Genomic DNA, 23,830 nt, shown 5'->3' with positions numbered 1-23,830 from the left:
CGACGGCTTCTAGCGCTCAGTGCCAGCCGTACCGCGCCGTGAGCACCCGGGCGACGGCGTCGTACCGAGCGCGCTCCAGAGCTGCTCCTTCGCGGCGCATCCCGGCGGGGTGCACGCGGAACACGCGCTCCGGGTCGACCCAGCTGGGGCGCCCGTCCGGGTCCCAGCCGCCGGTGCCGACGGCCAGGTAGTCGGAGTGCTCCTTCGAGCTCAGCCGCACGGCGAGAACCGTCCCCGACTTCTCGACCGCGAGCACGAGCACCGGGCGGTCCTTGCCGCGGCCGTCGTCCTCCTCGTAGGGGACCCAGGTCCAGACGACCTCGCCCGGGTCCGGGTCGCCGTCGGGCGTGGGCGCGTAGCCCAGGCGGACCCCGCGGAGCCGCGACGGGTCGACCTCGACGGTGCGGCCCACTCCGCTCGCGCCCGGCGTCGGCGCCGTCGTGCTCAGGTACGGGCGCTGCGGGCGGGGCCCGGCGTCCGGCCGCGGGGCGACCGCGCGGCCGAGGAATCGGAGGAGCAGGGACACGACCGAGCGCGAGGAGGGCACCCCGGAACCCTAGCCCGGATCCGCGGCCGCCCGCCCGCGGGGGCGCGCCCGGCGGTCGCCCGTCGCGGACGCGCCGACGGGGTGCCGGCTCCGGAGGGCCGGCACCCCGTCGGGTGCTGCGGAGGAGGGGTCAGTCCGCCAGGACGTAGCCCGCCTCGCCGTGGATGGCCGTGTCGATGCCGGCGATCTCGTCCTCGTTCTTCACACGGAAGCCCATCGTCTTCTGGATGATCCAGCCGATGAGGAGCGTCATGACGAAGGAGTAGGCGAGGACGGTGAAGGCCGCGAGGGCCTGCTTGCCGAGCTGGCTCGCGTCGCCGGTGAGGAACAGGCCCACGCCGGTGCCGAAGAAGCCGATGTAGAGCGTTCCGATGAGGCCGCCGACCAGGTGCACGCCGACCACGTCGAGCGAGTCGTCGTAGCCGAGGCGGTACTTCAGGTCGATCGCCAGGGCGCAGACGGCGCCGGTGATGACGCCCAGGACGATCGCCCAGAACGGCGACAGGCTGGCGCAGGCCGGGGTGATCGCGACGAGGCCCGCGACCGCGCCCGAGGCGGCGCCGATCGAGGTGGGCTTGCCGTCCTTGATCTTCTCGACGACGAGCCAGCCGAGGATCGCGGCGGCCGGAGCGGCGATGGTGTTCAGGAAGGCGACGGCCGCGATGCCGTCGGCGGCGAGCTCGGAGCCGGCGTTGAACCCGAACCAGCCGAACCACAGCAGTCCGGCGCCCAGGAGCACGAACGGCGGGTTGTGCGGCTGGTGCGCGCCCTTGGTGAAGTTGACGCGCTTGCCGAGCACCAGGGCGAGGGCGAGGGCCGCCGCTCCGGCGTTGATGTGGACGGCGGTGCCGCCCGCGAAGTCGATCGCGCCGACGCCGTAGGCGATCCAGCCGCCGTCGACGACGGTGGCGTCGTCGCCGAGGGTGAAGTTGAAGACCCACGAGGCGACCGGGAAGTAGACGACGGTGGCCCAGACGCCGGCGAAGACCATCCAGGCCCCGAACTTCGCGCGGTCGGCGATGGCGCCGGAGATGAGCGCGACGGTGATGATCGCGAACGTCGCCTGGAACGCGGCGAAGGCCAGCGTCGGGTAGGCCGACGTCTGCTCGCCGAGCGCGTCGTTGTAGATGCCCTGCAGGCCGATCTGGGCGGTGTCGATGCCGAGGACGCCGTCGATGCCGACGAAGGTGTCGGTCCCTGCGGGGCCGGACGGGCCGTTGCCGAACGCGATCGCGTAGCCGTACAGGACCCAGAGGACCCCGATGAGGCCCATGGCTCCGAAGCTGAGCATCATCATGCTGATGACGCTCTTCGCACGCACCAGGCCGCCGTAGAAGAAGGCGAGCCCGGGGGTCATGAGCAGGACCAGCGCGGCTGCGATGAGCAGGAACGCGGTATTGCCTTGATCCATTGTTGAACCTCTCGTGAGTGTGCAGAGAAAAGCCCGGAGCGAGGACGCTGCGTCGGAGCACGGCCTGGAGACACGCGGGTGTCGGGTCACCTCGGGTAGCCGACAGTCTGGTGGCGCGAGGTTTCGTCCCGTGAGGCACCACGTTTCGCGGAGGTTACGGCCGAGGCCCCTGTGTAAAAAGCGCGTTACGGCGCGCCGGCGGACGGCACGACGACGACCCCGGGAACGCCGGGAGGAGAGCGGATCCGCCCCTAGGAGCGGGGCGCCATCGAGGTGAGCGCGATGAGCCGCGACATCGAGCGCAGGTACTTCTTGCGGTAGCCGCCGCTCAGCATGTCGCCGCCGAAGACCTCGTCGAGGGGCGTCCCGGAGGCGAGGACCGGGATCTGCGCGTCGTAGACCCGGTCGATGAAGGCCACGAGGCGCAGGGCGTCGGTCTGGTCGGTCAGAGCGGTGACGCCCCGGAGCACGATGGTGTCGACGCCGTCGATCACCTTGATGTAGCGGGAGGGGTGCACGGTGCCCAGGTGGTGCACGGCGTCCGCGAACGGGTCGTCGGTGACGACGGAGCCGGCGGGGGCGGCCGCGACGAGAGCGTCGATCTCCTCGTCGGTGCGCACCACGGCGTGGCCCTCGATGTCGCGGCGCCGGTAGTCGGTGCCGTCGATCCGCATCGTCTCGAAGTGGGCGGCCATCGACTGGATCTCGCGGAGGAAGTCCGCCGCGGCGAAGCGCCCCTCGCCCAGCGCGTTGGGCGGGGTGTTCGAGGTCGCGGCGATGCGGGTCCCGGAGGCGACCAGCTCGCCGAGGAGCCGCGTCATCAGCATCGTGTCGCCCGGGTCGTCCAGCTCGAACTCGTCGATGCACAGCAGCGCCGAGCCCTTGAGGAGCGAGACGGTCGCCGCGTAGCCGAGCGCGCCGACGAGCGCGGTGTACTCGATGAACGTCCCGAAGTAGGTGCGGCCCGGCACCGCGTGCCAGATCGCCGCGAGCAGGTGGGTCTTGCCGACGCCGAAGCCGCCGTCGAGGTACACGCCCGGCTTGACCGCGGGGGCCTTCTTCCGGCCGAAGCCCAGGAAGCCGCCTCCGCCTCCCTTGGATCCGCCGTCGGCGGCGAACGCGCGGAGAGCCTCCACCGCGTCGGCCTGCGAGGGGTACTCCGGGTCGGGACGGTAGCTCTCGAAGGTGGCGCCCTCGAACTGGCGCGGGGGCACCAGCGTCGACGCGATCTCGTGCCCGCTGATCTGGGGCGAGCGGGCGGTCAGGCTGCTCGTCGATCGGACGTCGTCGGGGCTCACTCGCGTCTCGCATCCTGCGCACGGCGGGGTCCGTGCGCTCAGTGGCGGCGGCCGCACCGGGCACGGAGCCGCCGCGGTTCTGTGTCGAACTCTTACGGCGCCCTCCGTGCGGCGTCGTCCGCGGACGCGTACTGTCGCTGAAGGGCGGGCTCCAGCGTAGCCCGCCGTGGAATCACGCCCGCGCTCCGCGCACCATCCTGGAGGTCCTCCTTGTCCGTCGAAACCGATCCGTCGCCGAAGTTCGCCTCCTACGCGCACCCCGAACGGCTCGTCAGCGCCGACTGGCTCGAGCAGCGCCTCGGCACTCCCGGTCTCGTCGTCGTCGAGTCCGACGAGGACGTCCTGCTCTACGAGACCGGCCACATCCCCGGCTCCGTCAAGATCGACTGGCACACCGACCTCAACGACCCGGTGCAGCGCGACTACATCCACGGTGCCGCGTTCGCCGCGCTCGTCGGCGGCAAGGGCATCGCCCGCGACGCCACCGTCGTCGTCTACGGCGACAAGAACAACTGGTGGGCCGCCTACGCGCTCTGGGTCTTCACCCTCTTCGGCCACGAGGACGTCCGTCTGCTCGACGGCGGTCGCGACAAGTGGCTCGCGGAGGGCCGCCCGACGACCACGGACGCCTCCTCCCCGGAGCCCGCCGAGTACCCCGTCGTCGAGCGCAGCGACGCCGAGATCCGCGCCTTCAAGGACGACGTCCTCGCGCACTTCGGCAACCCGCTGATCGACGTCCGCTCCCCGGAGGAGTTCACCGGGCAGCGCACCACGGCGCCGGCCTACCCGGAGGAGGGCGCCCTGCGCGCCGGTCACATCCCCAGCGCGCAGAACGTGCCCTGGGGCAGGGCCGCCGCCGAGGACGGCACCTTCCGCCCCCTCGACGAGCTGAACGGCATCTACCGCGAGGGCGCGGGGCTGAAGGACGGCGACTCCGTCATCGCCTACTGCCGGATCGGCGAGCGCTCCGCCCACACCTGGTTCGTGCTGACCCACCTCCTCGGCTTCGAGGGCGTCCGCAACTACGACGGCTCCTGGACCGAGTGGGGCAGCGCCGTCCGCGTCCCGATCGTGCAGGGCGCCGAGCCCGGCGAGGCCCCCGCGGCCCGCTGACGCGTCACGACGGAGGCCGGGAGCGCCGATCCGCCCGTCGACGGGCCGGATCCGGGCTCCCGGCCTCCGCTGCGACCGCCCGCCGCCCCTCCCCCGATGAGACACTGGACCGGATGACCGACACCACGCTCCCCGACGCTCTGCGCGACATCCGCGAGGAGTTCCTCGCCCTCGAGAAGCCGGAGCGCCTGCAGCTCCTGCTCGAGTTCTCGAACGAGCTCCCCGACCTGCCCGAGCGCTACCGCGACCACCCGGACCTCTTCGAGCGCGTGGAGGAGTGCCAGGCGCCCGTCTTCATCGTCGTCGACGTCGAGGGCGGGATCGTGCACCTGCACGCCACGGCTCCCCGCGAGGCGCCCACGACGCGCGGCTTCGCGTCGATCCTGGCGCAGGGCCTGGCCGGGCTCACCCCCGAGCAGGTGCTCGCCGTCCCCGACGACTTCCCGCAGACCATCGGCCTCTCGGAGGCGGTCTCGCCGCTGCGCCTGCGCGGCATGACCGCGCTGCTCGGCCGTACCAAGCGGCAGGTCCGCGCGCACCTGGCCGCATGATCCTCCGGCCGCTCGTCCCCGCCGGTCCGCCGATCGTGATCGGCGAGGAGGGCGCGCGAGCGGCGGTCGCGGACGCCTGGCGTCCCGACGAGGCGGTGCGCGTGCGCCTGAACATGATCGCGAGCGTCACCGGCTCCAGCACCGGCTCCGACGGCACGAGCGAGACGCTCACCAACCGCGTCGACCGCACGATCCTCGGAGTCGTCCGCGAGCAGGCCGACGTCGTCCTCGTCGGAGCCGCGAGCGTCCGCGCCGAGGGCTACCGCGTCCCCCGGCGGGTCCCGCTCGCCGTCGTCTCCGCCTCGGGCGATCTCGCCGGGCACCGCCTGGAGCTGCAGGAGGGCTCCCGGGTCCTGCTGCTGGTGCCGGAGTCGCGCGGCGCGGTGGAGGGGCTCCCCGCCGGCGTCGAGGTCGTCCCGGTCCCGTCCTCCTCGGAGCGGATCGGCGTCGACGAGCTCCTGGAGGCTCTCGCCGGGCTCGGCCTGCACCGCGTCGTCTGCGAGGGCGGCGCCTCGCTCTCGGGCCAGTTCCTCGCCTCGGGCCGGGTCGACGAGCTGTGCCTCACCACCTCGCCGCGCGTCGTCCTGCCGGGCCTCCCGGTCGCGACGGGCACGGCCGTCGTCGACGACGCCTACGGCCTGACGCTCCTGGCCGCGGACGATTCCGGGGCCGTCTACGCCCGCTGGAGCCGCACGCGCTGAGAGCCGCCCACCCGGCGTGCCTGCGCGTCCCGGGCGCGTCGGAACCCTAGTCTGCGACCGTGCCCGAATTCCCAGCGTCGTCCCAGCTCCCCGAGGAGTTCCGGGTCGCGGCGGAGTCGATCCGCGCCGCTGCCACGCGCGCCGAGCTCACCGTGTCCGAGATCGCCTCGCCGTCGGGTCTCGCGCCCTGGGCCCTCGCCCTGTCGGGCGACGTCGCGCCGCACGCGCACGGACGCGACTCCGAGCTGGGCACGGGGCGCTTCATCCTGCTCTACGACCCCGAGGAGCCCGAGCAGTGGGGCGGCCCCTTCCGTGTCGTCTGCTTCGCCCAGGCCCCGCTCGAGGTCGAGATCGGCACCGATCCGTTCCTCGCCGAGGTCGCCTGGTCCTGGCTCATCGACGCCCTCGGGGCGCGGGGCGCCTCCTATTCCGCCGCGTCCGGCACGGCCACCAAGGTGCTCTCCACCGGTTTCGGCGAGCTTGCCGCTCAGGGGGACGGTGCGCAGATCGAGATCCGCGCCTCCTGGAGCCCGGATGATGCGCAGCTCGCCGCTCACGTGGAAGGGTGGGGGGAGCTGTTGTGCATGCTCGCGGGTCTCCCGCCCGTATCGAGCGACGGTGTGACCCCGCTCGCCTTCCGACGGAACAACCGTGACTGATTACCGTGTCCTCTCCACGCCCGACGAGTTTCTCGCCGCGGTCGACGCCCTCGCCGCCGGCGAGGGCCCCGTCGCCGTCGACGCCGAGCGCGCCTCCGGCTTCACCTACTCGCAGCGCGCGTACCTGATCCAGGTCTACCGGCGCGGTGCCGGCGCGTTCCTCTTCGATCCCCCCGCCATCGGCCGGATGGACGCCCTGCAGGCGGTCATCGGCCAGGAGGAGTGGGTCCTCCACGCCGCCAGCCAGGATCTCGCCTGCCTGCGCGAGGTGGGCCTGGACCCGGTGCGGATCTTCGACACCGAGCTCGCCGCCCGGCTCCTCGGACTGCCCAAGGTGGGCCTCGGCGCCGTCGTCGAGGACCTCCTCGGCATCCACCTGGCCAAGGAGCACTCGGCCGCCGACTGGTCGACCCGCCCCCTCCCCCAGAGCTGGCTCGTCTACGCCGCGAAGGACGTGGAGCTCCTCGTGGACCTCCGCGACCGCATGGAGGAGATGCTCATCGCCGCGCGGAAGACGCGCATCGCCCGCGAGGAGTTCGAGGCGACGCTCGCGCGCGCCCCGAAGGCGGTCCCGCCGGATCCGTGGCGCCGCCTCTCCGGCATGCACTCGCTCCGCGGCCCGCGCCCCCTCGCCGTGGCGCGCGAGCTCTGGCTGGCCCGGGACGCGTTCGCCCGCGAGCGCGACATCGCTCCCGGCCGCCTGATCCCCGACTCCTCGATCATCGCGGTCGCCCGCAACATCCCGACCAGCATCGGACAGCTCTCGGGCCGCCGCGACTTCACCGGCCGCGCCAGCCGCGGCGAGGTCGAGCGCTGGTGGGCCGCGATCGAGCGCGGGACGACGACCGAGGACCTGCCGAGCCCGACCCGCCCTGCCGCCGACACGCTCCCCCCTCCGCGCGCGTGGGGCGATCGCAACCCGGCCGCCGACGCCCGTCTGAAGGCGGGACGCGCCGTGGTCACCGAGATCGCCGAGCTGCTCTCGCTCCCGGTCGAGAACCTGCTCACGCCGGAGCTGCTGCGCCGGGTGGCCTGGAACCCGCCCGAGCCGTTGACCGCGGAGTCGGTCGCCGCGGAGCTCACCCGCGCCGGCGCCCGCGCCTGGCAGGTCGAAGCCACGTCGGGCTCGATCGCCACCGCGTTTGTCGAAGCGGCCCAAGCGCCGGCCGAGGGCACCGAAACCCCTTCGTAGGAAGCGGCAAAGGATTCCGGCTGCGCGGTACCGGTTCCTACGATCGACGGCGACCGTGAGTTCCTGGGAGGCATTGTGGCCGAGAGATCCGAAGTCGTGTTCGTCGACGGAGTCCGTACTCCGTTCGGGCGTGCCGGCGAGAAGGGCATGTACTGGCAGACCCGAGCCGACGACCTCGTCGTCAAGGCGATGATCGGTCTGCTGGAGCGCAACGGCGCGCTGCCGAAGGAGCGGGTGGACGAGGTGGCGATCGCCGCCACCACCCAGCAGGGCGACCAGGGCCTGACCCTCGGCCGCACGGCGGCGCTGCTCGCCGGGCTGCCGAAGTCGGTGCCCGGCTTCGCCATCGACCGCATGTGCGCCGGAGCGATGACCTCGGTCACCGCGACCGCGGGCGGCATCGCGTTCGGCGCCTACGACGTGGTCCTCGCCGGCGGCGTGGAGCACATGGGCCGGCATCCGATGGGCTTCGGCGCCGACCCCAACCCGCGCTTCCTCTCCGAGCGCCTCGTCGGCGAGGACGCGCTCAACATGGGCCGCACGGCGGAGCGGATCCACGACCGCTTCCCGCACCTGACGAAGGAGCGCGCCGACCACTACGCCCTGCGGAGCCAGCAGAAGCTCGCCGCCGCGTACGCCGCCGGCAGCATCCAGCCGGACCTCGTCCCCGTCGCCACGCGCAGTGCCGCGGGCTGGGGCCTCGCGACCGCCGATGAGGCACCGCGCCCCGAGACGACCCTCGAGGGCCTCGCGGGCCTGCGGACCCCGTTCCGCCCCCACGGCCGGGTGACCGCGGGCAACTCCTCCGGGCTCAACGACGGGGCGACGGTGTCGCTCCTGGCCAGCGCCGAGGCCGCGGAGGAGCTGGGCCTGTCCGCGAAGATGCGGATGGTGAGCTTCGCGTACGCCGGCGTCGAGCCCGAGATCATGGGCATCGGCCCGGTCCCCTCGACCGAGAAGGCGCTCCGCAAGGCGGGCCTGGGCATCGAGGACATCGGGCTCTTCGAGCTCAACGAGGCGTTCGCCGTGCAGGTGCTCTCCTTCCTCGACCATTTCGGCCTCGACGACGACGACCCGCGCGTCAACGAGTACGGCGGAGCGATCGCGATCGGCCACCCGCTCGCCTCCTCCGGGGTCCGGCTGATGATCCAGCTGGCCCGGCAGTTCGAGTCGCACCCCGAGGTCCGCTACGGCGTGACGGCCCTCTGCGTCGGCCTCGGCCAGGGCGGCACGGTGATCTGGGAGAACCCGCACTACGACGGCAAGCGCGGACGACGGAAGGGACGCTGACCCATGCTCGACGGATTCGAGAACCTCGTGGACCTCGCCGAGGGCGAGGTCGTCACCCACTCCTACGTCTGCGACGTGCCGCTGCCCAGCGGCCGCACGCTCGCCCTGATCACGCTCGACAACGACCGCGACCACACCCGCCCCAACACCTTCGGGCCGGCGTCGCTCTTCGAGCTGGCGGACGTCCTCCTCACGCAGAAGGAGCGCGCCTCGCGCGGCGAGATCCAGGCGGTCGGCATCACCGGCAAGCCGTTCATCCTCGCCGCGGGAGCCGACCTCAGCAAGGTCGGGGCCATCCCGAGCCGTGAGCTCGGCCGCCAGCTGGCGCGCCTGGGCCACCGCACGCTGGGGATGCTGGCCGAGCTGGGCGTGCCGTCCTTCGCCTTCATCAACGGCCTCGCCCTGGGCGGCGGCACCGAGATCGGCCTGAACGCCGACTACCGCACCGTCGACTCCTCCATCCCCGCGCTCGGGCTCCCCGAGGTCTTCCTCGGCATCATCCCCGGCTGGGGCGGCGCGTGGCTCCTGCCGAACCTGATCGGCATCGAGAACGCCCTCAAGGTCGTGGTCGAGAACCCGCTCAAGAACAACCGCACGCTCAAGGGCCAGGAGGTGTTCGACCTCGGCATCGCCGACGCGATCTTCCCGCCCGCCGCCTTCCTCGAGGACTCGCTCCGCTGGGCCGACGGCGTGATCGGCGGCTCCGTGAAGGTGGAGCGGCCGAACGCACCCGGCAAGCTGGAGCGGCTGGTCAAGTGGGACGTCGCGATCTCGATCGCTCGCAAGCAGCTGGAGTCGCGGATCGGCACGGTCGCGGCGTCTCCGTACCGCGCGCTGGAGCTTCTCAAGGCCGCGAAGAACACCACCCGCGAGGAGGGCTTCGCCGCCGAGGACGAGGCGCTGGCCGACCTGATCTCGGGCGACCAGTTCCGCGCGAGCATCTACGCGTTCGATCTGGTGCAGAAGCGCGCCAAGCGTCCCGCGGGAGCGCCCGACAGGGCGCTGGCCAAGCCCGTCACCAAGGTCGGGGTCGTCGGCGCGGGCCTCATGGCCTCGCAGTTCGCGCTGCTCTTCCTCCGCCGCCTCCAGGTGCCGGTGGTCATCACCGACCTCGACCAGGAGCGGGTCGACAAGGGCGTCGCGGGCATCCGCGCCGAGATCGATGCGCTGCTGGCGAAGGGGCGCGTCTCTCCCGACGACGCGAACCGCCTCCGGGCGCTGATCACCGGCACGACCGATCGCTCCGACTTCGCCGACGCCGACTGGGTGATCGAGGCGGTCTTCGAGGAGCTGTCGGTGAAGCAGGAGGTCTTCGCCGACATCGAGCGCTACGTCTCGCCCACGGCGGTGCTCGCGACCAACACCTCGTCCCTCTCCGTCGAGCGCATCGGCGAGCGGCTGGAGCACCCCGAGCGCCTCGTCGGCTTCCACTTCTTCAACCCGGTCGCGGTCATGCCGCTGATCGAGGTGGTCCGGACGCCGCACACCGACGACGAGACCCTCTCGACGGCGATGGTCACCGCCGCGAAGCTCAAGAAGAACGCCGTCATCACGCGCGACACCCCGGGCTTCGTGGTGAACCGCGTGCTGGCGAAGGTCCTGGGCGAGGCGATGCACGCGGGCGACACGGGCACTCCCTTCGAGGTCGTCGAGCAGTCGCTGGCTCCGTTCGGCCTGCCGATGACCCCGTTCGAGCTGCTCGAGCTGGTGGGCCTCAAGGTCGGCGCGCACGTGCTCGACACCCACCACGCCGCGTTCCCCGACCGCTTCTTCGACAGCCCCAACCTGCACCGCCTCGCCGAGCTCGGCCACGTCTTCGAGCGCGACGCGAAGGGGCGTGTGAAGGGCGTCGACAAGCGCGCGGTCGCGATCGTCGCCGGGGGCACGGAGCCGATGACGGCCGAGCAGCTGCGGCTGCGCGTCGAGACGGGTCTCGCGGACGAGGTCAAGCGGATGCTGGACGACGACGTCGTGCACGCCGCGGAGGACATCGACCTCTGCCTGATCCTCGGCGCGGGCTACCCGTTCCAGATGGGCGGGCTCACGCCCTACCTCGACCGGGTCGGCGCGAGCGAGCGGGCGTTCGGGGACACGTTCCACCACCCCGCGATCCGCGGCGTCGACTGACGCGGAGTGCAGTGACGCGGAAGGGGCGCCGGATCTGATCCGGCGCCCCTTCCGCGCGTCGCCTGCGGGACGGGTCCCGACGGACGATCAGTCGCTGCGGGCGTCGTCCCGGGCCTCGACCTCGTCCGGGAGCGGACGGGCGACCGGGATCTTGCTGCCCAGCACCTGCGCGACGACGTCGCGGGCGATGTGCTGGGGAGTGAGCCCGACGTCCTCGAGGATCTCCTCGCGCTTCGCGTGGTCGAGGAACTGGTCGGGCAGCCCGAGCTCTGTCACCGCGGTGTCCACGCCGGCCTCGCGCAGGTCCTGGCGGATGCGCGTGCCGATCCCGCCGACGCGCACCCCGTCCTCGATCGAGACGACGATTCGGTGCTCGCGGGCGAGCTCGATGATGCTGGTGGGCACGGGCACGACCCAGCGGGGGTCGACGACAGTGGCTCCGATGCCCTGGGCCGCGAGCCGCTGAGCGACCTCGAGACCCATCGCGGCCATCGGCCCGACCGTGACCAGCAGCACGTCCTTGCGCTCGGCGCGGGCGAGCACGTCGACTCCGTCGCCGAGGCGCTCGACGGCGTCGATCTCGTCGCCGACGCTCCCCTTCGAGAAGCGCACCACGGTCGGCGCGTCGGTGACGCCCACGGCCTCGCGCAGCTCCTCGCGCAGACGCACGGAGTCGCGCGGAGCGGCGAGGCGGATGTTCGGGACGACCTGCAGGATCGCCAGATCCCACATGCCGTGGTGGCTCGGACCGTCGGGCCCGGTGACTCCGGCGCGGTCCAGTACGAAGGTGACGCCCGCGCGGTGCAGTGCGACGTCCATCAAGACCTGGTCGAAGGCGCGGTTCACGAAGGTGGCGTACAGCGCGACGACCGGATGCAGCCCGCCGAAGGCGAGACCGGCGGCCGAGGTCACGGCGTGCTGCTCCGCGATGCCGACGTCGAAGACGCGCTCCGGGTACTTCTCCGCGAGGCGGTCGAGACCGACGGGCCGGAGCATGGCGGCCGTGATGCCGACGATCGTCGGGTCCTGGTCGGCCAGGGTGACGATCTCCTCGGCGAACACCGAGGTCCACGATCGGGCCCCGGCCGCGCTCAGCGGCTCGCCCGTCTCGGGGTCGATCTGCCCGACGGCGTGGAACTGGTCGGCGAGGTCGTGCACGGCCGGACCGAAGCCCTTGCCCTTCTGGGTGATCGCGTGGACGATGACCGGCTGGCCGTAGTCCTTCGCCTGCTGGAGGGCCTCCTCCATCGCCGTCAGGTCGTGTCCGTCGATCGGCCCCAGGTACTTGATGTCGAGGTTGGAGTAGAGCGCCTCGTTGTTGATGAAGCGGCTGAGGAAGCCGTGGAGCCCGCCGCGCACGCCGCGGTAGACGGCGGCGGCGGGGCCGCCCAGCCGCTCCGAGACGGCCCGGGAGCCGCGGTGGATCGTGCGGTAGGTCGGCCGCGTGCGGACGCCGTTGAGGAAGCGGGCCATGCCGCCGATGGTCGGGGCGTAGGAGCGCCCGTTGTCGTTGACCACGATGACCAGCCCGCGGGAGTTGTCGTCGCTGATGTTGTTCAGCGCCTCCCAGGTCATGCCGCCGGTGAGGGCGCCGTCGCCCACGACCGCGACGACGTGGCGGTCGGTCTGACCGGTCATCGTGAAGGCGCGGGAGATGCCGTCCGCCCAGGACAGCGAGCTGGAGGCGTGCGAGCTCTCGACGATGTCGTGCGGCGACTCCCTCCGCTGCGGGTAGCCGGCGAGGCCGCCGCGCTGCCGGAGCTTCGAGAAGTCCTGGCGACCGGTGAGCAGCTTGTGGACGTAGGACTGGTGGCCGGTGTCGAACACGATCGCGTCGTGCGGCGAGTCGAAGACCCGGTGGATCGCGATGGTCGTCTCGACGACGCCGAGGTTCGGCCCCAGGTGGCCGCCGGTCTTCGAGACCTCGCGCACGAGGAAGTCGCGGATCTCCTGCGCCAGCGTCTCGAGCTCGGCCGCGGTCAGGCGATCGAGATCGCGAGGACCGCCGATGGTCTCGAGAACAGCCATGCGCGCCGCCTTCCGGGGTCGTGAGCGAGGTGGGGACGTCTCCCGAGTCTACGCACGGGGCCCCCGGGAACGCGTGTGCGCCTCCCCCGCAGGGAAGGCGCACACGCTCTGCGGCTGATCTAGACGAGCGAGCGCAGCACGTACTGCAGGATGCCGCCGTTGCGGTAGTAGTCCGCCTCACCGGGGGTGTCGATGCGGACGACCGCGTCGAACTCGACGGTCTGCTTGCCCTCGGCCGAGTGCTCGGTCGGCTCGGCGACGACGTGGACCGTCTTGGGGGTGACGCCCTCGTTCAGCTCCTCGATGCCCGAGATGCTGATCGACTCGGTGCCGTCCAGGCCCAGCGACTCCCAGCTCTCGCCCGCGGGGAACTGCAGCGGGACGACGCCCATGCCGATGAGGTTCGAGCGGTGGATCCGCTCGAAGCTCTCGACGATGACCGCCTTGACGCCCAGCAGGCTCGTGCCCTTGGCCGCCCAGTCGCGCGACGAGCCGGAGCCGTACTCCTTGCCGCCCAGGATAACGAGCGGGGTGCCCTCGGCCTGGTAGTTCTGCGACGCGTCGTAGATGAACGACTGCGGGGCGTCCGGCTGAGTGAAGTCGCGGGTGTAACCGCCCTCCACGCCGTCGAGCAGCTGGTTGCGCAGGCGGATGTTCGCGAACGTGCCGCGGATCATCACCTCGTGGTTGCCGCGGCGCGAGCCGTAGGAGTTGTAGTCCTTGCGGTCGATGCCGTGCTCGTCGAGGTAGCGGCCGGCGGGGCTGTCGGCCTTGATCGAGCCGGCGGGGCTGATGTGGTCGGTCGTGACGGAGTCGCCGAGCTTGGCGAGCACGCGGGCACCGGCGATGTCGGTGACCGGGGTCGTCTCCATCGTCATGCCGTCGAAGTACGGGGGCTTCCGCACGTAGGTCGACGACTCGTCCCACTCGAAGATCGAGCCCTCGGGGGTCTGCAGCGCGCGCCAGCGCTCGTCACCGTCGAACACGCCCGCGTACTGCGTGTCGAACATCGACTTGTCGATCGACGAGTCGATCGTCGCCTGCACCTCGGCCGCGTCGGGCCAGATGTCCTTGAGGAACACGTCATTGCCGTCGGAGTCGGTGCCGAGCGCGTCGACCTCGAAGTCGAAGTTCATCGAGCCGGCGAGCGCGTAGGCGATGACGAGCGGGGGGCTCGCCAGGTAGTTCATCTTCACGTCCGGGTTGATGCGGCCCTCGAAGTTGCGGTTGCCCGAGAGCACGGCGGTCACGGCGAGGTCGTTGTCCTGCACCGCGGCCGAGATCTCCTCGAGCAGCGGGCCGGAGTTGCCGATGCAGGTCGTGCAGCCGTAGCCGACCGTGTAGAAGCCGAGCGCTTCGAGCGACTCGGTCAGGCCGGCCTTCTCGTAGTAGTCGGTGACGACCTTCGATCCGGGCGCCAGCGTGGTCTTGACCCACGGCTTGGCCTTCAGACCCTTCTGCGCCGCGTTGCGGGCCAGCAGGCCGGCCGCGAGCATGACGGACGGGTTCGACGTGTTGGTGCACGAGGTGATCGCCGCGATCGCGACGGCGCCGTGATCGATCGTGAAGGTCCCGCCCTCGCCGAGCTCGACCGTGGTCGGCTTGGAGGCGGTCGCCGGCGCGTGCGAGCGGTGGGTGTGCTCGTGGCTGCTGTGCTCGTCCTGCGGCTGCAGCTCTCCGGGGTCGGAGGCGGGGAACGACTCCGCGATGGTCAGGTCGACGATGTCGTGCGAGACGTCCGCGTAGTTGGTGAGGTCCGACTCGAACTGCGTCTTGGCGGACGAGAGCTCGATCCGGTCCTGCGGGCGCTTCGGGCCGGCGATCGAGGGGACGACGGTGCCGAGGTCGAGCTCGAGGTACTCGCTGAAGACCGGCTCGACCGCGGGGTCGTGCCAGAGCTTCTGCAGCTTGGAGTACTGCTCGACGAGGGCGATCTGCTCGTCGCTGCGGCCGGTGAGGCGCAGGTAGTCGAGGGTCACGTCGTCGATGGGGAACATCGCGGCGGTGGAGCCGAACTCGGGGCTCATGTTGCCGATGGTGGCGCGGTTGGCGAGCGGCACCGCGGCGACGCCGGCCCCGTAGAACTCGACGAACTTGCCGACCACGCCGTGCTTGCGCAGCATCTGCGTGATGGTGAGCACGACGTCCGTCGCGGTCACGCCGGTCGGGATCGAGCCGGTGAGCTTGAAGCCGACGACCTTCGGGATGAGCATCGAGACGGGCTGGCCGAGCATCGCGGCCTCGGCTTCGATGCCGCCGACGCCCCAGCCGAGCACGCCGAGGCCGTTGACCATCGTCGTGTGCGAGTCGGTGCCGACGCAGGTGTCGGGGTAGGCGCGCAGCGCGCCGCCCACCTCGCGGGTCATGGTGACGCGGGCCAGGTACTCGATGTTGACCTGGTGCACGATGCCGGTTCCGGGCGGGACGACCTTGAAGTCGTCGAAGGCGGTCTGGCCCCAGCGGAGGAACTGGTACCGCTCGCCGTTGCGCTCGTACTCGAGCTCGACGTTGCGCTCGAGCGCGTCCTCGGTGCCGAAGAGGTCGGCGATGACGGAGTGGTCGATGACCATCTCGGCGGGCGCGAGCGGGTTGATCCGGTTCGCGTCGCCGCCCAGGGCAGCGACGGCCTCGCGCATGGTGGCGAGGTCGACGATGCAGGGCACGCCGGTGAAGTCCTGCATGACCACGCGGGCCGGCGTGAACTGGATCTCGGTGTCGGGCTCCGACTCCGGGACCCACTCGCCGAGGGCGCGGATGTGGTCGGCGGTGATGTTCGCGCCGTCCTCCGTGCGGAGGAGGTTCTCGAGCAGCACCTTGAGGCTGAACGGGAGCTTCTCGTGACCGGGGACCCGGTCGATGCGGAACACCTCGTAGTCGGTCGAGCCGACCTTCAGGGTGTCTTTCGATCCAAAGCTGTCTACCGCGGACACGTCGCCCTCTCCTTCGCTGACTGCAGCGTCCGCCGACGGGCGGAGCCGCTCTCCGTCCTCATCTTGACGACCGCGCACAGCGGCCTGCCACCAAGGAGGACCTAACTCCTCGACGCCGAGGCGCCCGGTCGACCTCGCCGCGACGGTGCGGGGAGGCGAGCGCTATTTATCTCGACGTCGAGACAATTCTATGCACGATCCGGAGCATCGCCCGCATCGGCGCGCTCGCCGGCTCCGCGGTACTCGGCCCGGACTGCGAGCACGGTGAGCACCAGCAGCGGCGCGTACAGGGGCAGGCCCAGCGCCAGCTTCCAGATGCCCAGCGCCGTGGTGTCCTCGGCGAGGAACAGCGGGTACTGCACGGCCAGGCGCAGGAGGAAGAGCCCCGCCCACGCGAGGGTCAGGGCGCCGAAGAGGCGGCGCTTGCGCCGATCGGACCGCCAGGCGGTGCCGTCCCCCATCAGGAAGCCGGCGGCGACGCCGATCAGGGGCCAGCGCACGACGACGGAGAGGAGGAAGACGAGCCCGTAGACGAGGTTGGTGAGCAGCCCCAGGGCGAAGTTGTCGACGCCCCGCCCGGTGAACAGCGCCAGTGCGGCCGAGACCACCACGGCGAGCAGCCCGCCGACGGCCTGGATCACCGGCGTCCGGCCGAGCACCCGCGCCACCGTGAACGCCACGGCGAGCCCGACGGATGCGACCAGCGAGAGCACCAGCTCCGAGGTGACCGTGTAGAGCAGGACGAAGGCGATGCCGGGCACGACGGCCTCGAGGATCCCCCGGACGCCGCCCATGGTGCGCAGCAGCGCCTTCCCGTCGAACGGCTCGCCGTCGGCGACCGCGCCGAGTCCCGAGCGGCGGGCGGCCTGCGCGATCGCGTCGCCCACCTCGGGCCGGACCGGCTCCTCCGATCGGGCCGGGTCCTCGGGCCGCACCGGCTCCATGCCGGTCAGCTCGCGCTCTGCTGGGTCTGGCTGCCGGTCGGCACCTTCAGCGGGATCAGGTCGCGCGGAGGCATCGGGCCGCTGCCGCGGACCACGACGATGCTGCGGAAGAGCTCCTCGACCGAGGCGGCCGCCTGCTCGTCGACGGCTCCGGCTCCGGCGATCACGCCGCGGAGGAACCAGCGCGGACCGTCGACGCCGACGAACCGGGCGACGCGGGTCTGGCCGCCGGCGATCGGGAGCTCGGCGACGAGCTCCGGACCGAAGACGCCGTCGCGCTCCGTCGTCGATCCGCCCTGACGGCCGATCTGCTCGGCGATCTGGCCGCGGATCTCGTGCCAGAGGCCCGAGGAGCGCGGCGCGGAGAAGGGCTGCACCTGCAGCGTCGACCCTGCGTAGTCGAGGCCGACGGCGATGACGCGCTTGGTCCCCTCCTCGACCTCGAGGCGGATGTGCATGCCCTCGCGGGGAAGCACCTTCACCCCGCCGAGGTCGATGTAGGGGCGGACCGGGTTGGCCTCGCGCTCGTCCAGGGGCCCGGCCTCCGCGCGATCCTCCGGCGCCGACTTCTCGAAGTCCTGCTGGACGGGCTCGGCGGCCTCGCCGGCCGTGGGCTGGATGTCGCTCATGCGCTCTCCTCGTGGATTCTGGTCTCCTGGGCGCCGGCGGCGTACCCGGTGGATCCGAAGCCGCCCGTGCCGCGGACCGACTCGGGAAGCTCGTCGACGGTCGTGAACCTCGCCTGGACGACGGGGACGATCACGAGCTGCGCGATCCGGTCCCCCGCCGAGACGCGGTACGTCTCGCGGCTGTCGGTGTTCAGCAGCGCCACCCGGATCTCGCCGCGGTAGCCCGCGTCGATCGTTCCGGGGGCGTTGACGACGGTGATGCCGTGCCTGAAGGCCAGCCCGCTGCGGGGGACGACGAAGCCGGCGTGGCCCTCCGGGAGGGCGACGGCCACCCCGGTGCCGACGGAGGCGCGCTCACCGGGGGCGAGCACCACGTCCTCCGTCGAGTGGAGATCGGCTCCCGCGTCGCCCGGACGGGCGTAGGAGGGGAGCCGGTCCGCGGTGATCGGGACGTCGACGGTTGCAGGCACGTGACGAGGGTAGACCAAACGTCTGATCCAATAGGGTCATGCCGTCCTACCGAGAGAGGCTGTGGCCCGCGCCCTGGCTCTTCGTCGCCACCGCCCTCGTGATCCCCGCCAGCATCCTGGTGTTCGCGCCCATCGACCTCGCGGTGGGGGTGATCGTCGCGGTCGTTCTGTACGCGGGCTGCGTGCTGTCGCTGCTGGCCCTCTCCCCCGTGATCGAGGTGGCGGAGGGGGAGCTGCGCGCCGGCCGCGCGCACATCCCGCTGGACCTCGTGGGCGAGCCGTCCTCCTACTCGGGGGACCAGGCGTTCGCCGAGCGCGGGACGCGCCTGGACGCGCGGGCGTACCTGGTCATCCGCGGCTGGGTGAAGGAGGTGGTGCGGGTCCCGATCGAGGATCCGGCCGACCCGACGCCGTACTGGCTGGTCTCCACCCGCCGCCCGGACGACATCGTCGCCGCGATCCGGGGATCACGGCGACGGAGCGGTCGTCCTTCGGAGCCGGGAGGCGCTTAAGCGGCGCACTCCAGGCAGATCGGTCCGAGCTTCTCCTCGTGGTCGATCTGCGAGCGGTGCTTCACGAGGAAGCAGCTCACGCACGTGAACTCGTCCGCCTGGGGCGGAAGGACCACGACGTCCAGATCGAGGTCGGACAGATCGGCACCGGGCAGTTCGAATCCGCCCGGGTTGTCGGCGTCATCGACGTCGACGACTCCGGACATCTTGTCGGGGACTCGCTCCTTCAGGGCCTCGATCGACTCGGAGTCGTCATCGGTCTTGCGGGGGGCGTCGTAGTCCGTAGCCATTCCCATCCACTTCTTATTTCTGCTGTTCAACAAATCGGCGGGGTCAGTGTGCATCACGACGCATCGATTCGCAAACCACCTCGAACGGCTCTTGACACCCGCTCGCCCCGCCTCCTTCCGCACCAACTTTCGACCCGCCCGGGGTATTCCCGGCCGATCGCCCGGGCGCGTGGCATCCTTGCCCGGTCCGCGTCCAGAAGGAGGGTCCCCACGATGATGGAACTGAAGGTGATCGGCGTCGAGGGCGGATCGCTCGTCCTCGTGTCCGAGGGCGGCGAGCGCTTCTCGGTCCGCATCGACGAGACGCTGCAGAGCCAGCTGCGGCCGCGGGTCCACACCCTCCCGCCGCGCGAGAAGCGCGTCTCCCCCCGCGAGATCCAGGCCCACATCCGCTCCGGGCTCTCCGCCGAGGAGGTCGCCGAGCTCACGGGCGCCGACCTGGGCTACGTCCAGCGCTTCGAGGGACCCGTCACGGCCGAGCGCGAGCACATCGTCGCGTCCGCCCTCGCCGTGCGCGTCTACACGACCACCGACCCCGATCCCCTCGAGGAGGGCACGCCCTTCGGCGATGTCATCCGCGACCGCCTCGCGTCGCTCGGCGCCGAGGGCGAGCAGTGGTCGAGCTGGAAGGAGGAGGAGGGCTGGGTCGTCAAGCTCCTCTTCCGCTCGGACGAGATCGACCACGACGCCCGCTGGCGCTTCGACCCGCGGAAGGCGCTGCTGTCGCCGCTGACCTCCGAGGCGATCACGCTCTCGCAGCAGGGTGAGATCAGGCCGACCCTCATCCCGCGCCTGCGCGCCGTCATCCCCGCCGCCGTCGACGAGCTCGCCACGCGCTTCGACCCGGAGTCCGCGGAGGCGCCGAGCCGCTCCGCCCGGGCCGACCACCCCACCGCCGGCCGCCCCGCCGCGATGCCGCACGCCCGGCCGGCCGCCGTCCGCCCCTCCGACACGGAGCCGCAGCCGGCCCTCTCCGAGACCCCGCGCCCGATCTCGACGCTCCCCCGCCCCGTCACGAGCACGACGGAGCAGCGCGAGCGCAACCTCAACGACACCGCCGACCTGCTCGACGCCCTGCGTCGCCGCCGGGGCGAGCGCGATCACGCCTCGAGCCTCCGCGTCCGCGAGGAGCCGGAGCCCGAGGCCGAGGCCGCTCCTCCCGTCGAGAAGGCACCGGAGCCGCCGCGCACCGCTCCCCCGGTCCCCGAGCAGCCGTCGGGCGTGCGCGGGAGCCTCCGCCGGGGGCGGGCGTCGATGCCGAGCTGGGACGAGATCGTCTTCGGAGCGCGCAGCGACGACTGACCCTCCGCCGGCGCGGCTCCGCCGGGGCGGACGGTGCCCCCCGTCCCTCCGGCCCGGCTCAGGCCAGCGCGCCGAAGCGGAGGAGCGGCACCTGCGTCTCCTCCGGCGTGAGCGACCCGTGCTGCCCGATCATCGAGCGGCCGGAGGAGTCGTCCGCCGCGTAGTAGGCGATGGTCCTCCGTGCCGCGACGAACACGTCGCCCATCCGCTCGGCCGCCGCCGGTGAGACCTCGCCGAACCAGCCGCTCGCAGCGACCCCGTCGCGTGTCGCGATCCAGGAGCGTGCGCCCTCCGCCTCGATCCAGCGCCGCGCCACGTCGTCGGGGTCCACACCCGGCTCGAGGTGGAGCTGCAGGCAGCGGGGCTCTCCGCCGAGGTGCCGGACGCCCTCGAGCAGCGGTCCCCGCTCGACGAGCACGTGCGAGGACGCCGGGACGTCCACGATGCCGTGGTCGGCGGTGACCAGCACGCTCTCGCGGGCGGAGAGCCCGCGGACCGCTCCGCCGACCTCCCCGTCCAGGAGCTCGAGCGCTGCCGTCCACTCCGGCGACTCCCAGCCGCGCGCGTGCGCCGCCTGGTCGAGCTCGGGGACGTAGAGGTACACGAGCTGCCGGCCGCCCTCGTCGAGCAGGGCGCGCGCCGCCGCGAAGCGCTCGGCGACGCCGCCGGCGGAGTGGTACTCGGCGCCGCGCAGGATCGCCCGCGTGAGACCGGAGCGGGCGTACCGCGCGGGGCCGATCACTCCGGCCCGGACACCGGCGGCCGAGGCCTGCTCGAAGACCGTGGGGTGGGGCTGCCACATCTCGGGCACCATGCCCTCGTCCCAGCCGGAGAGCTGGTTGACCAGGCGGTCGGAGGCGCGGTCGAGCACGCGGTAGCCGACCATCCCGTGCCCGCCCGGGCGCAGGCCCGTCGTCAGGCTCGCCAGGGCCGCCGCGGTGGTCGTCGGGAAGCCCGAGACGAGCGTGGTGCCGCGGTTGAGGGCCGGAGCGAGCGTGCGCGAGTGGCCCCCGCGCTGGCGGAGGTTCGCGGCACCCAGGCCGTCGACGAGGACGATCACGATCCGCTCGACGCGGGGCGAACCGAAGAGGCCGGGGCGGCCCAGGAGCGCGTCGAGGGCGCCCGGCAGGACGTCGGCGAGGCTCCGCCGCCCGTCGGGGGCTGGCGGTAGCATGTGGGTCATCGCGCCCAGTTTCGCACAGCGCCGCCGTCCCCGCCGGGCCGGTGCGGCGGAGCGTGCGCGTGAACGGGAGGGCCGGTCCCGTCCGCGAGGCGCCGTCTCCGCTCCGCCCGTCCCGTCGAGCGCCGCAGGGCGGTGCAGTCCCCCGCCGCCGCCCCGCGCCCGCCACCGAATCGAGTCATGAACGCTGCAGCCCCCTCCTCCGGATCCTCGCTCACCGAGCGCATCGAGGACGTCGACGTCTCGGCCGAGATGGAGGGGTCCTTCCTCGAGTACGCGTACTCGGTCATCTACTCGCGGGCCCTGCCCGACGCCCGCGACGGTCTCAAGCCGGTGCAGCGCCGGATCCTCTACATGATGAGCGAGATGGGGCTGCGGCCCGATCACGGCCACGTGAAGTCGGCCCGCGTGGTCGGCGAGGTGATGGGCAAGCTGCACCCGCACGGCGACGCCTCGATCTACGACTCCCTCGTCCGCCTCGCCCAGCCGTTCACGATGAGGGTCGCCCTCGTCGACGGGCACGGCAACTTCGGCTCCCTCGACGACGGCCCGGCCGCGGCCCGCTACACCGAGGCCCGCCTCGCCCCGGCCGCCACGGCCATGACCGAGCACCTCGGCGAGGACGTCGTCGACTTCGTCCCGAACTACGACAACTCGCACGACCAGCCCGAGGTCCTCCCCTCCGCGTTCCCGAACCTGCTGGTCAACGGGGCCAGCGGCATCGCCGTCGGCATGGCGACGAACATGGCGCCCCACAACCTCGTGGAGGTGATCGGGGCGGCCCGGCACCTGATCGCCCATCCCGACGCGTCCCTGGACGACCTGATGTCGTTCGTCCCGGGACCGGACTTCCCGAGCGGTGGCACGATCGTCGGCCTCGCCGGCGTGCGCGACGCCTACGCGACCGGCCGGGGCGGCTTCAAGACCCGTGCCCGCGTCTCGGTCGAGAGCATCACCGCGCGCAAGTCCGGCCTGGTCGTCACCGAGCTGCCCTACCTCGTCGGCGCCGAGAAGGTCATCGACAAGATCAAGGACGGCGTCCAGAGCAAGAAGCTCAGCGGCATCTCGGACGTCACCGACCTGACGGACCGGGACAACGGCCTCCGGCTCGTCATCGGGATCAAGACCGGCTTCAGTCCCGAGGCCGTCCTCGAGCAGCTCTACCGCTACACGCCCCTCGAGGACGCGTTCTCGATCAACAACGTCGCGCTGGTCGACGGCGGCCCGCGCACCCTCGGCCTGAAGGAGCTGCTGCAGGTCTACATCGGCCACCGGGTGAAGGTCGTCACCCGGCGGACCCGCTACCGACTGCGCAAGCGCCAGGAGCGGCTGCACCTGGTCGAGGGCCTGCTCATCGCGATCCTCGACATCGACGAGGTCATCCAGCTGATCCGCGGGAGCGACGACACCGCGGCGGCGCGGGCCCGGCTGATCGAGGTCTTCGACCTCAGCACCCTGCAGGCCGACTACATCCTCGAGCTCCAGCTCCGCCGTCTCACGAAGTTCTCGCGCATCGAGCTCGAGACCGAGCGCGACACCCTCCTCGCCGAGATCGCCGAGCTCGAGGCCCTCCTCGCCAGCCGCTCACGGATCGACGAGCTGGTCTCGGACGAGCTCGACGAGGTCGCCCAGCGCCTCGGGACCCCGCGGCGCACCCTGCTCACCGAGGCGCGTCCCTCCGTCGCCACCACCGGGCGGAAGGCCGCCGCGGTGCTCGAGATCGCGGACGTGCCCTGCCGGGTGCTGCTGAGCACCACCGGCCGCATGGTGCGGGTCGACCGCGACCCCGAGGCCGCTCCCCACCCCGAGCGCGCCACGCGCCGCTCGAAGCACGACGCCGTCCTCAGCGTGCTCGACACGACCAGCCGGACGGAGATCGGCGCGGTCACCAGCGCCGGTCGGCTCCTCCGCTTCTCGCCGGTCGACGTGCCCGCCGTCCCCTCCTCCTCGGTGCAGCTGGGCGCGGGCGTGCGCATGAGCGACTACCTCCCGCACCTGGCGAAGGACGAGCGGGTGCTCGCGCTCGTCGCCCTCGACGACGAGCGGCCGATCGCGCTCGGCACCCAGCAGGGCGTCGTCAAGCGCGTCGCGCCGGGCGAGCTGCCCAACCGCCCGGACATCGAGCTCATCGCCCTGAAGCCGAAGGACGCCGTCGTGGGCGCGGCCGCGTCGGCGGAGGAGGACGAGCTGGTCTTCGTCACCGGCGAGGCCCAGCTGCTGCGCTTCCCCGCGTCCGCCGTCCGCCCTCAGGGCCGGACCGCCGCGGGGATGGCCGGGGTCAAGCTGGCCGAGACCGACGACGTCGTGCACTTCGCCGTCGTCGCCGCCGAGGACCGGGACGAGGCCGTCGTCGCGACGGTCGCCGTCGACAGCTGGGCCCTCTCGGGGACCGACACCGGCAGTGCGAAGGTCTCGCCGTTCTCGGAGTTCCCCGCCAAGGGCAGGGCCACCGGCGGAGTCCGCGCGCAGCGCTTCCTCAAGGGAGAGACCGCCCTCGGAGTGGCGTGGGTCGGCCCCGGTCCCGCACACGCCCTCGAGGCCGACGGCTCGGTCGCCGCGCTGCCCGACTCCGGGATGAAGCGCGACGGCTCCGGCGTGGCGCTCGCGGCGCCGATCGCGACGATCGGAGCGGCGCCCGAGGTGTTCTGAGCCCCGC

The 23,830-nt window shown here is 72.2% G+C and carries 20 protein-coding genes; 10 read left to right on the top strand and 10 right to left on the bottom strand.

Going from position 1 to position 23,830, the window contains the following annotated elements:
* Positions 1-16: 16 nt before the first annotated feature.
* The 3 genes from C5C74_RS04905 to zapE all read right to left on the bottom strand — a co-directional run bounded on the left by C5C74_RS04905 (position 17) and on the right by zapE (position 3,256).
* Complete coding sequence (locus tag C5C74_RS04905) at positions 17-547, bottom strand: type II toxin-antitoxin system PemK/MazF family toxin (RefSeq protein WP_219813439.1); 531 nt, start codon at positions 545-547, stop codon at positions 17-19.
* Between the two features lie 130 nt (positions 548-677).
* A complete protein-coding gene (locus tag C5C74_RS04900) occupies positions 678-1,958 on the bottom strand; it encodes an ammonium transporter (protein WP_104222080.1) in 1,281 nt (426 codons plus the stop codon).
* Positions 1,959-2,209: 251 nt separating this feature from the next.
* Complete coding sequence (gene zapE, locus C5C74_RS04895; RefSeq protein WP_104351078.1) at positions 2,210-3,256, bottom strand: cell division protein ZapE; 1,047 nt, start codon at positions 3,254-3,256, stop codon at positions 2,210-2,212.
* A gap of 210 nt (positions 3,257-3,466) precedes the next feature.
* On the opposite strand from zapE, the gene C5C74_RS04890 reads away from it, so the two are divergent.
* The 7 genes from C5C74_RS04890 to C5C74_RS04860 all read left to right on the top strand — a co-directional run bounded on the left by C5C74_RS04890 (position 3,467) and on the right by C5C74_RS04860 (position 10,889).
* Entirely contained in the window at positions 3,467-4,369 is a 903-nt protein-coding gene (locus tag C5C74_RS04890; RefSeq protein ID WP_104351077.1) for a sulfurtransferase, read from the top strand.
* Between the two features lie 113 nt (positions 4,370-4,482).
* Positions 4,483-4,920 (top strand): SufE family protein, encoded by a 438-nt coding sequence (locus C5C74_RS04885; protein WP_104222086.1) that lies wholly within the window; start codon positions 4,483-4,485, stop codon positions 4,918-4,920.
* Positions 4,917-5,621 (top strand): dihydrofolate reductase family protein, encoded by a 705-nt coding sequence (locus tag C5C74_RS04880; protein ID WP_104351076.1) that lies wholly within the window; start codon positions 4,917-4,919, stop codon positions 5,619-5,621. Before C5C74_RS04885 ends, C5C74_RS04880 begins: the two co-directional genes overlap by 4 nt.
* A gap of 59 nt (positions 5,622-5,680) precedes the next feature.
* Positions 5,681-6,280, top strand: coding sequence for a DUF3000 domain-containing protein (locus C5C74_RS04875; protein WP_104351075.1), 600 nt, complete (start codon positions 5,681-5,683; stop codon positions 6,278-6,280).
* Positions 6,273-7,472, top strand: a complete 1,200-nt coding sequence (locus C5C74_RS04870) for a ribonuclease D (RefSeq protein ID WP_104222092.1) — start codon at positions 6,273-6,275, stop codon at positions 7,470-7,472. Before C5C74_RS04875 ends, C5C74_RS04870 begins: the two co-directional genes overlap by 8 nt.
* A gap of 75 nt (positions 7,473-7,547) precedes the next feature.
* Positions 7,548-8,762, top strand: a complete 1,215-nt coding sequence (locus C5C74_RS04865; protein ID WP_104225236.1) for a thiolase family protein — start codon at positions 7,548-7,550, stop codon at positions 8,760-8,762.
* A gap of 3 nt (positions 8,763-8,765) precedes the next feature.
* On the top strand, positions 8,766-10,889 hold the full coding sequence (locus C5C74_RS04860; protein WP_104351074.1) for a 3-hydroxyacyl-CoA dehydrogenase NAD-binding domain-containing protein: 2,124 nt from the start codon (positions 8,766-8,768) through the stop codon (positions 10,887-10,889).
* 87 nt (positions 10,890-10,976) lie between these two features.
* Here C5C74_RS04860 and dxs read toward each other — a convergent pair whose 3' ends face one another.
* The 5 genes from dxs to dut all read right to left on the bottom strand — a co-directional run bounded on the left by dxs (position 10,977) and on the right by dut (position 17,890).
* Positions 10,977-12,917 (bottom strand): 1-deoxy-D-xylulose-5-phosphate synthase, encoded by a 1,941-nt coding sequence (dxs, locus tag C5C74_RS04855; RefSeq protein WP_104351073.1) that lies wholly within the window; start codon positions 12,915-12,917, stop codon positions 10,977-10,979.
* 119 nt (positions 12,918-13,036) lie between these two features.
* A complete protein-coding gene (gene acnA / locus C5C74_RS04850) occupies positions 13,037-15,847 on the bottom strand; it encodes an aconitate hydratase AcnA (protein WP_104267882.1) in 2,811 nt (936 codons plus the stop codon).
* Positions 15,848-16,035: 188 nt separating this feature from the next.
* A complete protein-coding gene (locus tag C5C74_RS04845; protein WP_104255031.1) occupies positions 16,036-16,791 on the bottom strand; it encodes a DUF3159 domain-containing protein in 756 nt (251 codons plus the stop codon).
* 5 nt (positions 16,792-16,796) lie between these two features.
* Complete coding sequence (locus C5C74_RS04840) at positions 16,797-17,420, bottom strand: DUF3710 domain-containing protein (RefSeq protein WP_104248032.1); 624 nt, start codon at positions 17,418-17,420, stop codon at positions 16,797-16,799.
* The gene (gene dut, locus C5C74_RS04835) at positions 17,417-17,890 is read right to left on the bottom strand and encodes a dUTP diphosphatase (RefSeq protein ID WP_104319836.1); all 474 of its coding nucleotides are present in this window, start codon (positions 17,888-17,890) and stop codon (positions 17,417-17,419) included. Before dut ends, C5C74_RS04840 begins: the two co-directional genes overlap by 4 nt.
* Positions 17,891-17,928: 38 nt before the next feature.
* Here dut and C5C74_RS04830 point away from each other — a divergent pair, with 38 nt between their 5' ends.
* Positions 17,929-18,402, top strand: a complete 474-nt coding sequence (locus C5C74_RS04830) for a DUF3093 domain-containing protein (RefSeq protein ID WP_104232568.1) — start codon at positions 17,929-17,931, stop codon at positions 18,400-18,402.
* Here the strand turns inward: C5C74_RS04830 and C5C74_RS04825 are convergent.
* Positions 18,399-18,692, bottom strand: coding sequence for a DUF4193 domain-containing protein (locus C5C74_RS04825; RefSeq protein WP_055792269.1), 294 nt, complete (start codon positions 18,690-18,692; stop codon positions 18,399-18,401). The genes C5C74_RS04830 and C5C74_RS04825 overlap by 4 nt on opposite strands.
* A gap of 213 nt (positions 18,693-18,905) precedes the next feature.
* On the opposite strand from C5C74_RS04825, the gene sepH reads away from it, so the two are divergent.
* On the top strand, positions 18,906-19,994 hold the full coding sequence (gene sepH / locus C5C74_RS04820) for a septation protein SepH (RefSeq protein ID WP_104238755.1): 1,089 nt from the start codon (positions 18,906-18,908) through the stop codon (positions 19,992-19,994).
* A gap of 58 nt (positions 19,995-20,052) precedes the next feature.
* Here the strand turns inward: sepH and C5C74_RS04815 are convergent, their stop codons facing one another.
* On the bottom strand, positions 20,053-21,177 hold the full coding sequence (locus tag C5C74_RS04815) for an alkaline phosphatase family protein (protein ID WP_258064096.1): 1,125 nt from the start codon (positions 21,175-21,177) through the stop codon (positions 20,053-20,055).
* A gap of 177 nt (positions 21,178-21,354) precedes the next feature.
* On the opposite strand from C5C74_RS04815, the gene C5C74_RS04810 reads away from it, so the two are divergent.
* Complete coding sequence (locus C5C74_RS04810; protein WP_104351071.1) at positions 21,355-23,823, top strand: DNA topoisomerase (ATP-hydrolyzing) subunit A; 2,469 nt, start codon at positions 21,355-21,357, stop codon at positions 23,821-23,823.
* Positions 23,824-23,830: the final 7 nt, after the last annotated feature.

Source organism: Rathayibacter sp. AY1E8, from assembly GCF_002931415.1.
GTDB lineage: Bacteria > Actinomycetota > Actinomycetes > Actinomycetales > Microbacteriaceae > Rathayibacter.
This window is presented reverse-complemented; position numbering and strand designations above follow the sequence as displayed.

Excerpts from the sequence above, each read along its gene's own strand:
- sepH (WP_104238755.1), top strand. The coding sequence starts at position 18,906 with ATGATGGAACTGAAGGTGATCGGCGTCGAGGGCGGATCGCTCGTCCTC.
- C5C74_RS04825 (WP_055792269.1), bottom strand. The coding sequence starts at position 18,692 with ATGGCTACGGACTACGACGCCCCCCGCAAGACCGATGACGACTCCGAG.
- C5C74_RS04830 (WP_104232568.1), top strand. The coding sequence starts at position 17,929 with ATGCCGTCCTACCGAGAGAGGCTGTGGCCCGCGCCCTGGCTCTTCGTC.
- C5C74_RS04815 (WP_258064096.1), bottom strand. The coding sequence starts at position 21,177 with ATGACCCACATGCTACCGCCAGCCCCCGACGGGCGGCGGAGCCTCGCC.
- C5C74_RS04900 (WP_104222080.1), bottom strand. The coding sequence starts at position 1,958 with ATGGATCAAGGCAATACCGCGTTCCTGCTCATCGCAGCCGCGCTGGTC.
- C5C74_RS04885 (WP_104222086.1), top strand. The coding sequence starts at position 4,483 with ATGACCGACACCACGCTCCCCGACGCTCTGCGCGACATCCGCGAGGAG.
- C5C74_RS04840 (WP_104248032.1), bottom strand. The coding sequence starts at position 17,420 with ATGAGCGACATCCAGCCCACGGCCGGCGAGGCCGCCGAGCCCGTCCAG.
- C5C74_RS04810 (WP_104351071.1), top strand. The coding sequence starts at position 21,355 with ATGAACGCTGCAGCCCCCTCCTCCGGATCCTCGCTCACCGAGCGCATC.
- C5C74_RS04860 (WP_104351074.1), top strand. The coding sequence starts at position 8,766 with ATGCTCGACGGATTCGAGAACCTCGTGGACCTCGCCGAGGGCGAGGTC.
- C5C74_RS04845 (WP_104255031.1), bottom strand. The coding sequence starts at position 16,791 with ATGGAGCCGGTGCGGCCCGAGGACCCGGCCCGATCGGAGGAGCCGGTC.
- C5C74_RS04880 (WP_104351076.1), top strand. The coding sequence starts at position 4,917 with ATGATCCTCCGGCCGCTCGTCCCCGCCGGTCCGCCGATCGTGATCGGC.
- dxs (WP_104351073.1), bottom strand. The coding sequence starts at position 12,917 with ATGGCTGTTCTCGAGACCATCGGCGGTCCTCGCGATCTCGATCGCCTG.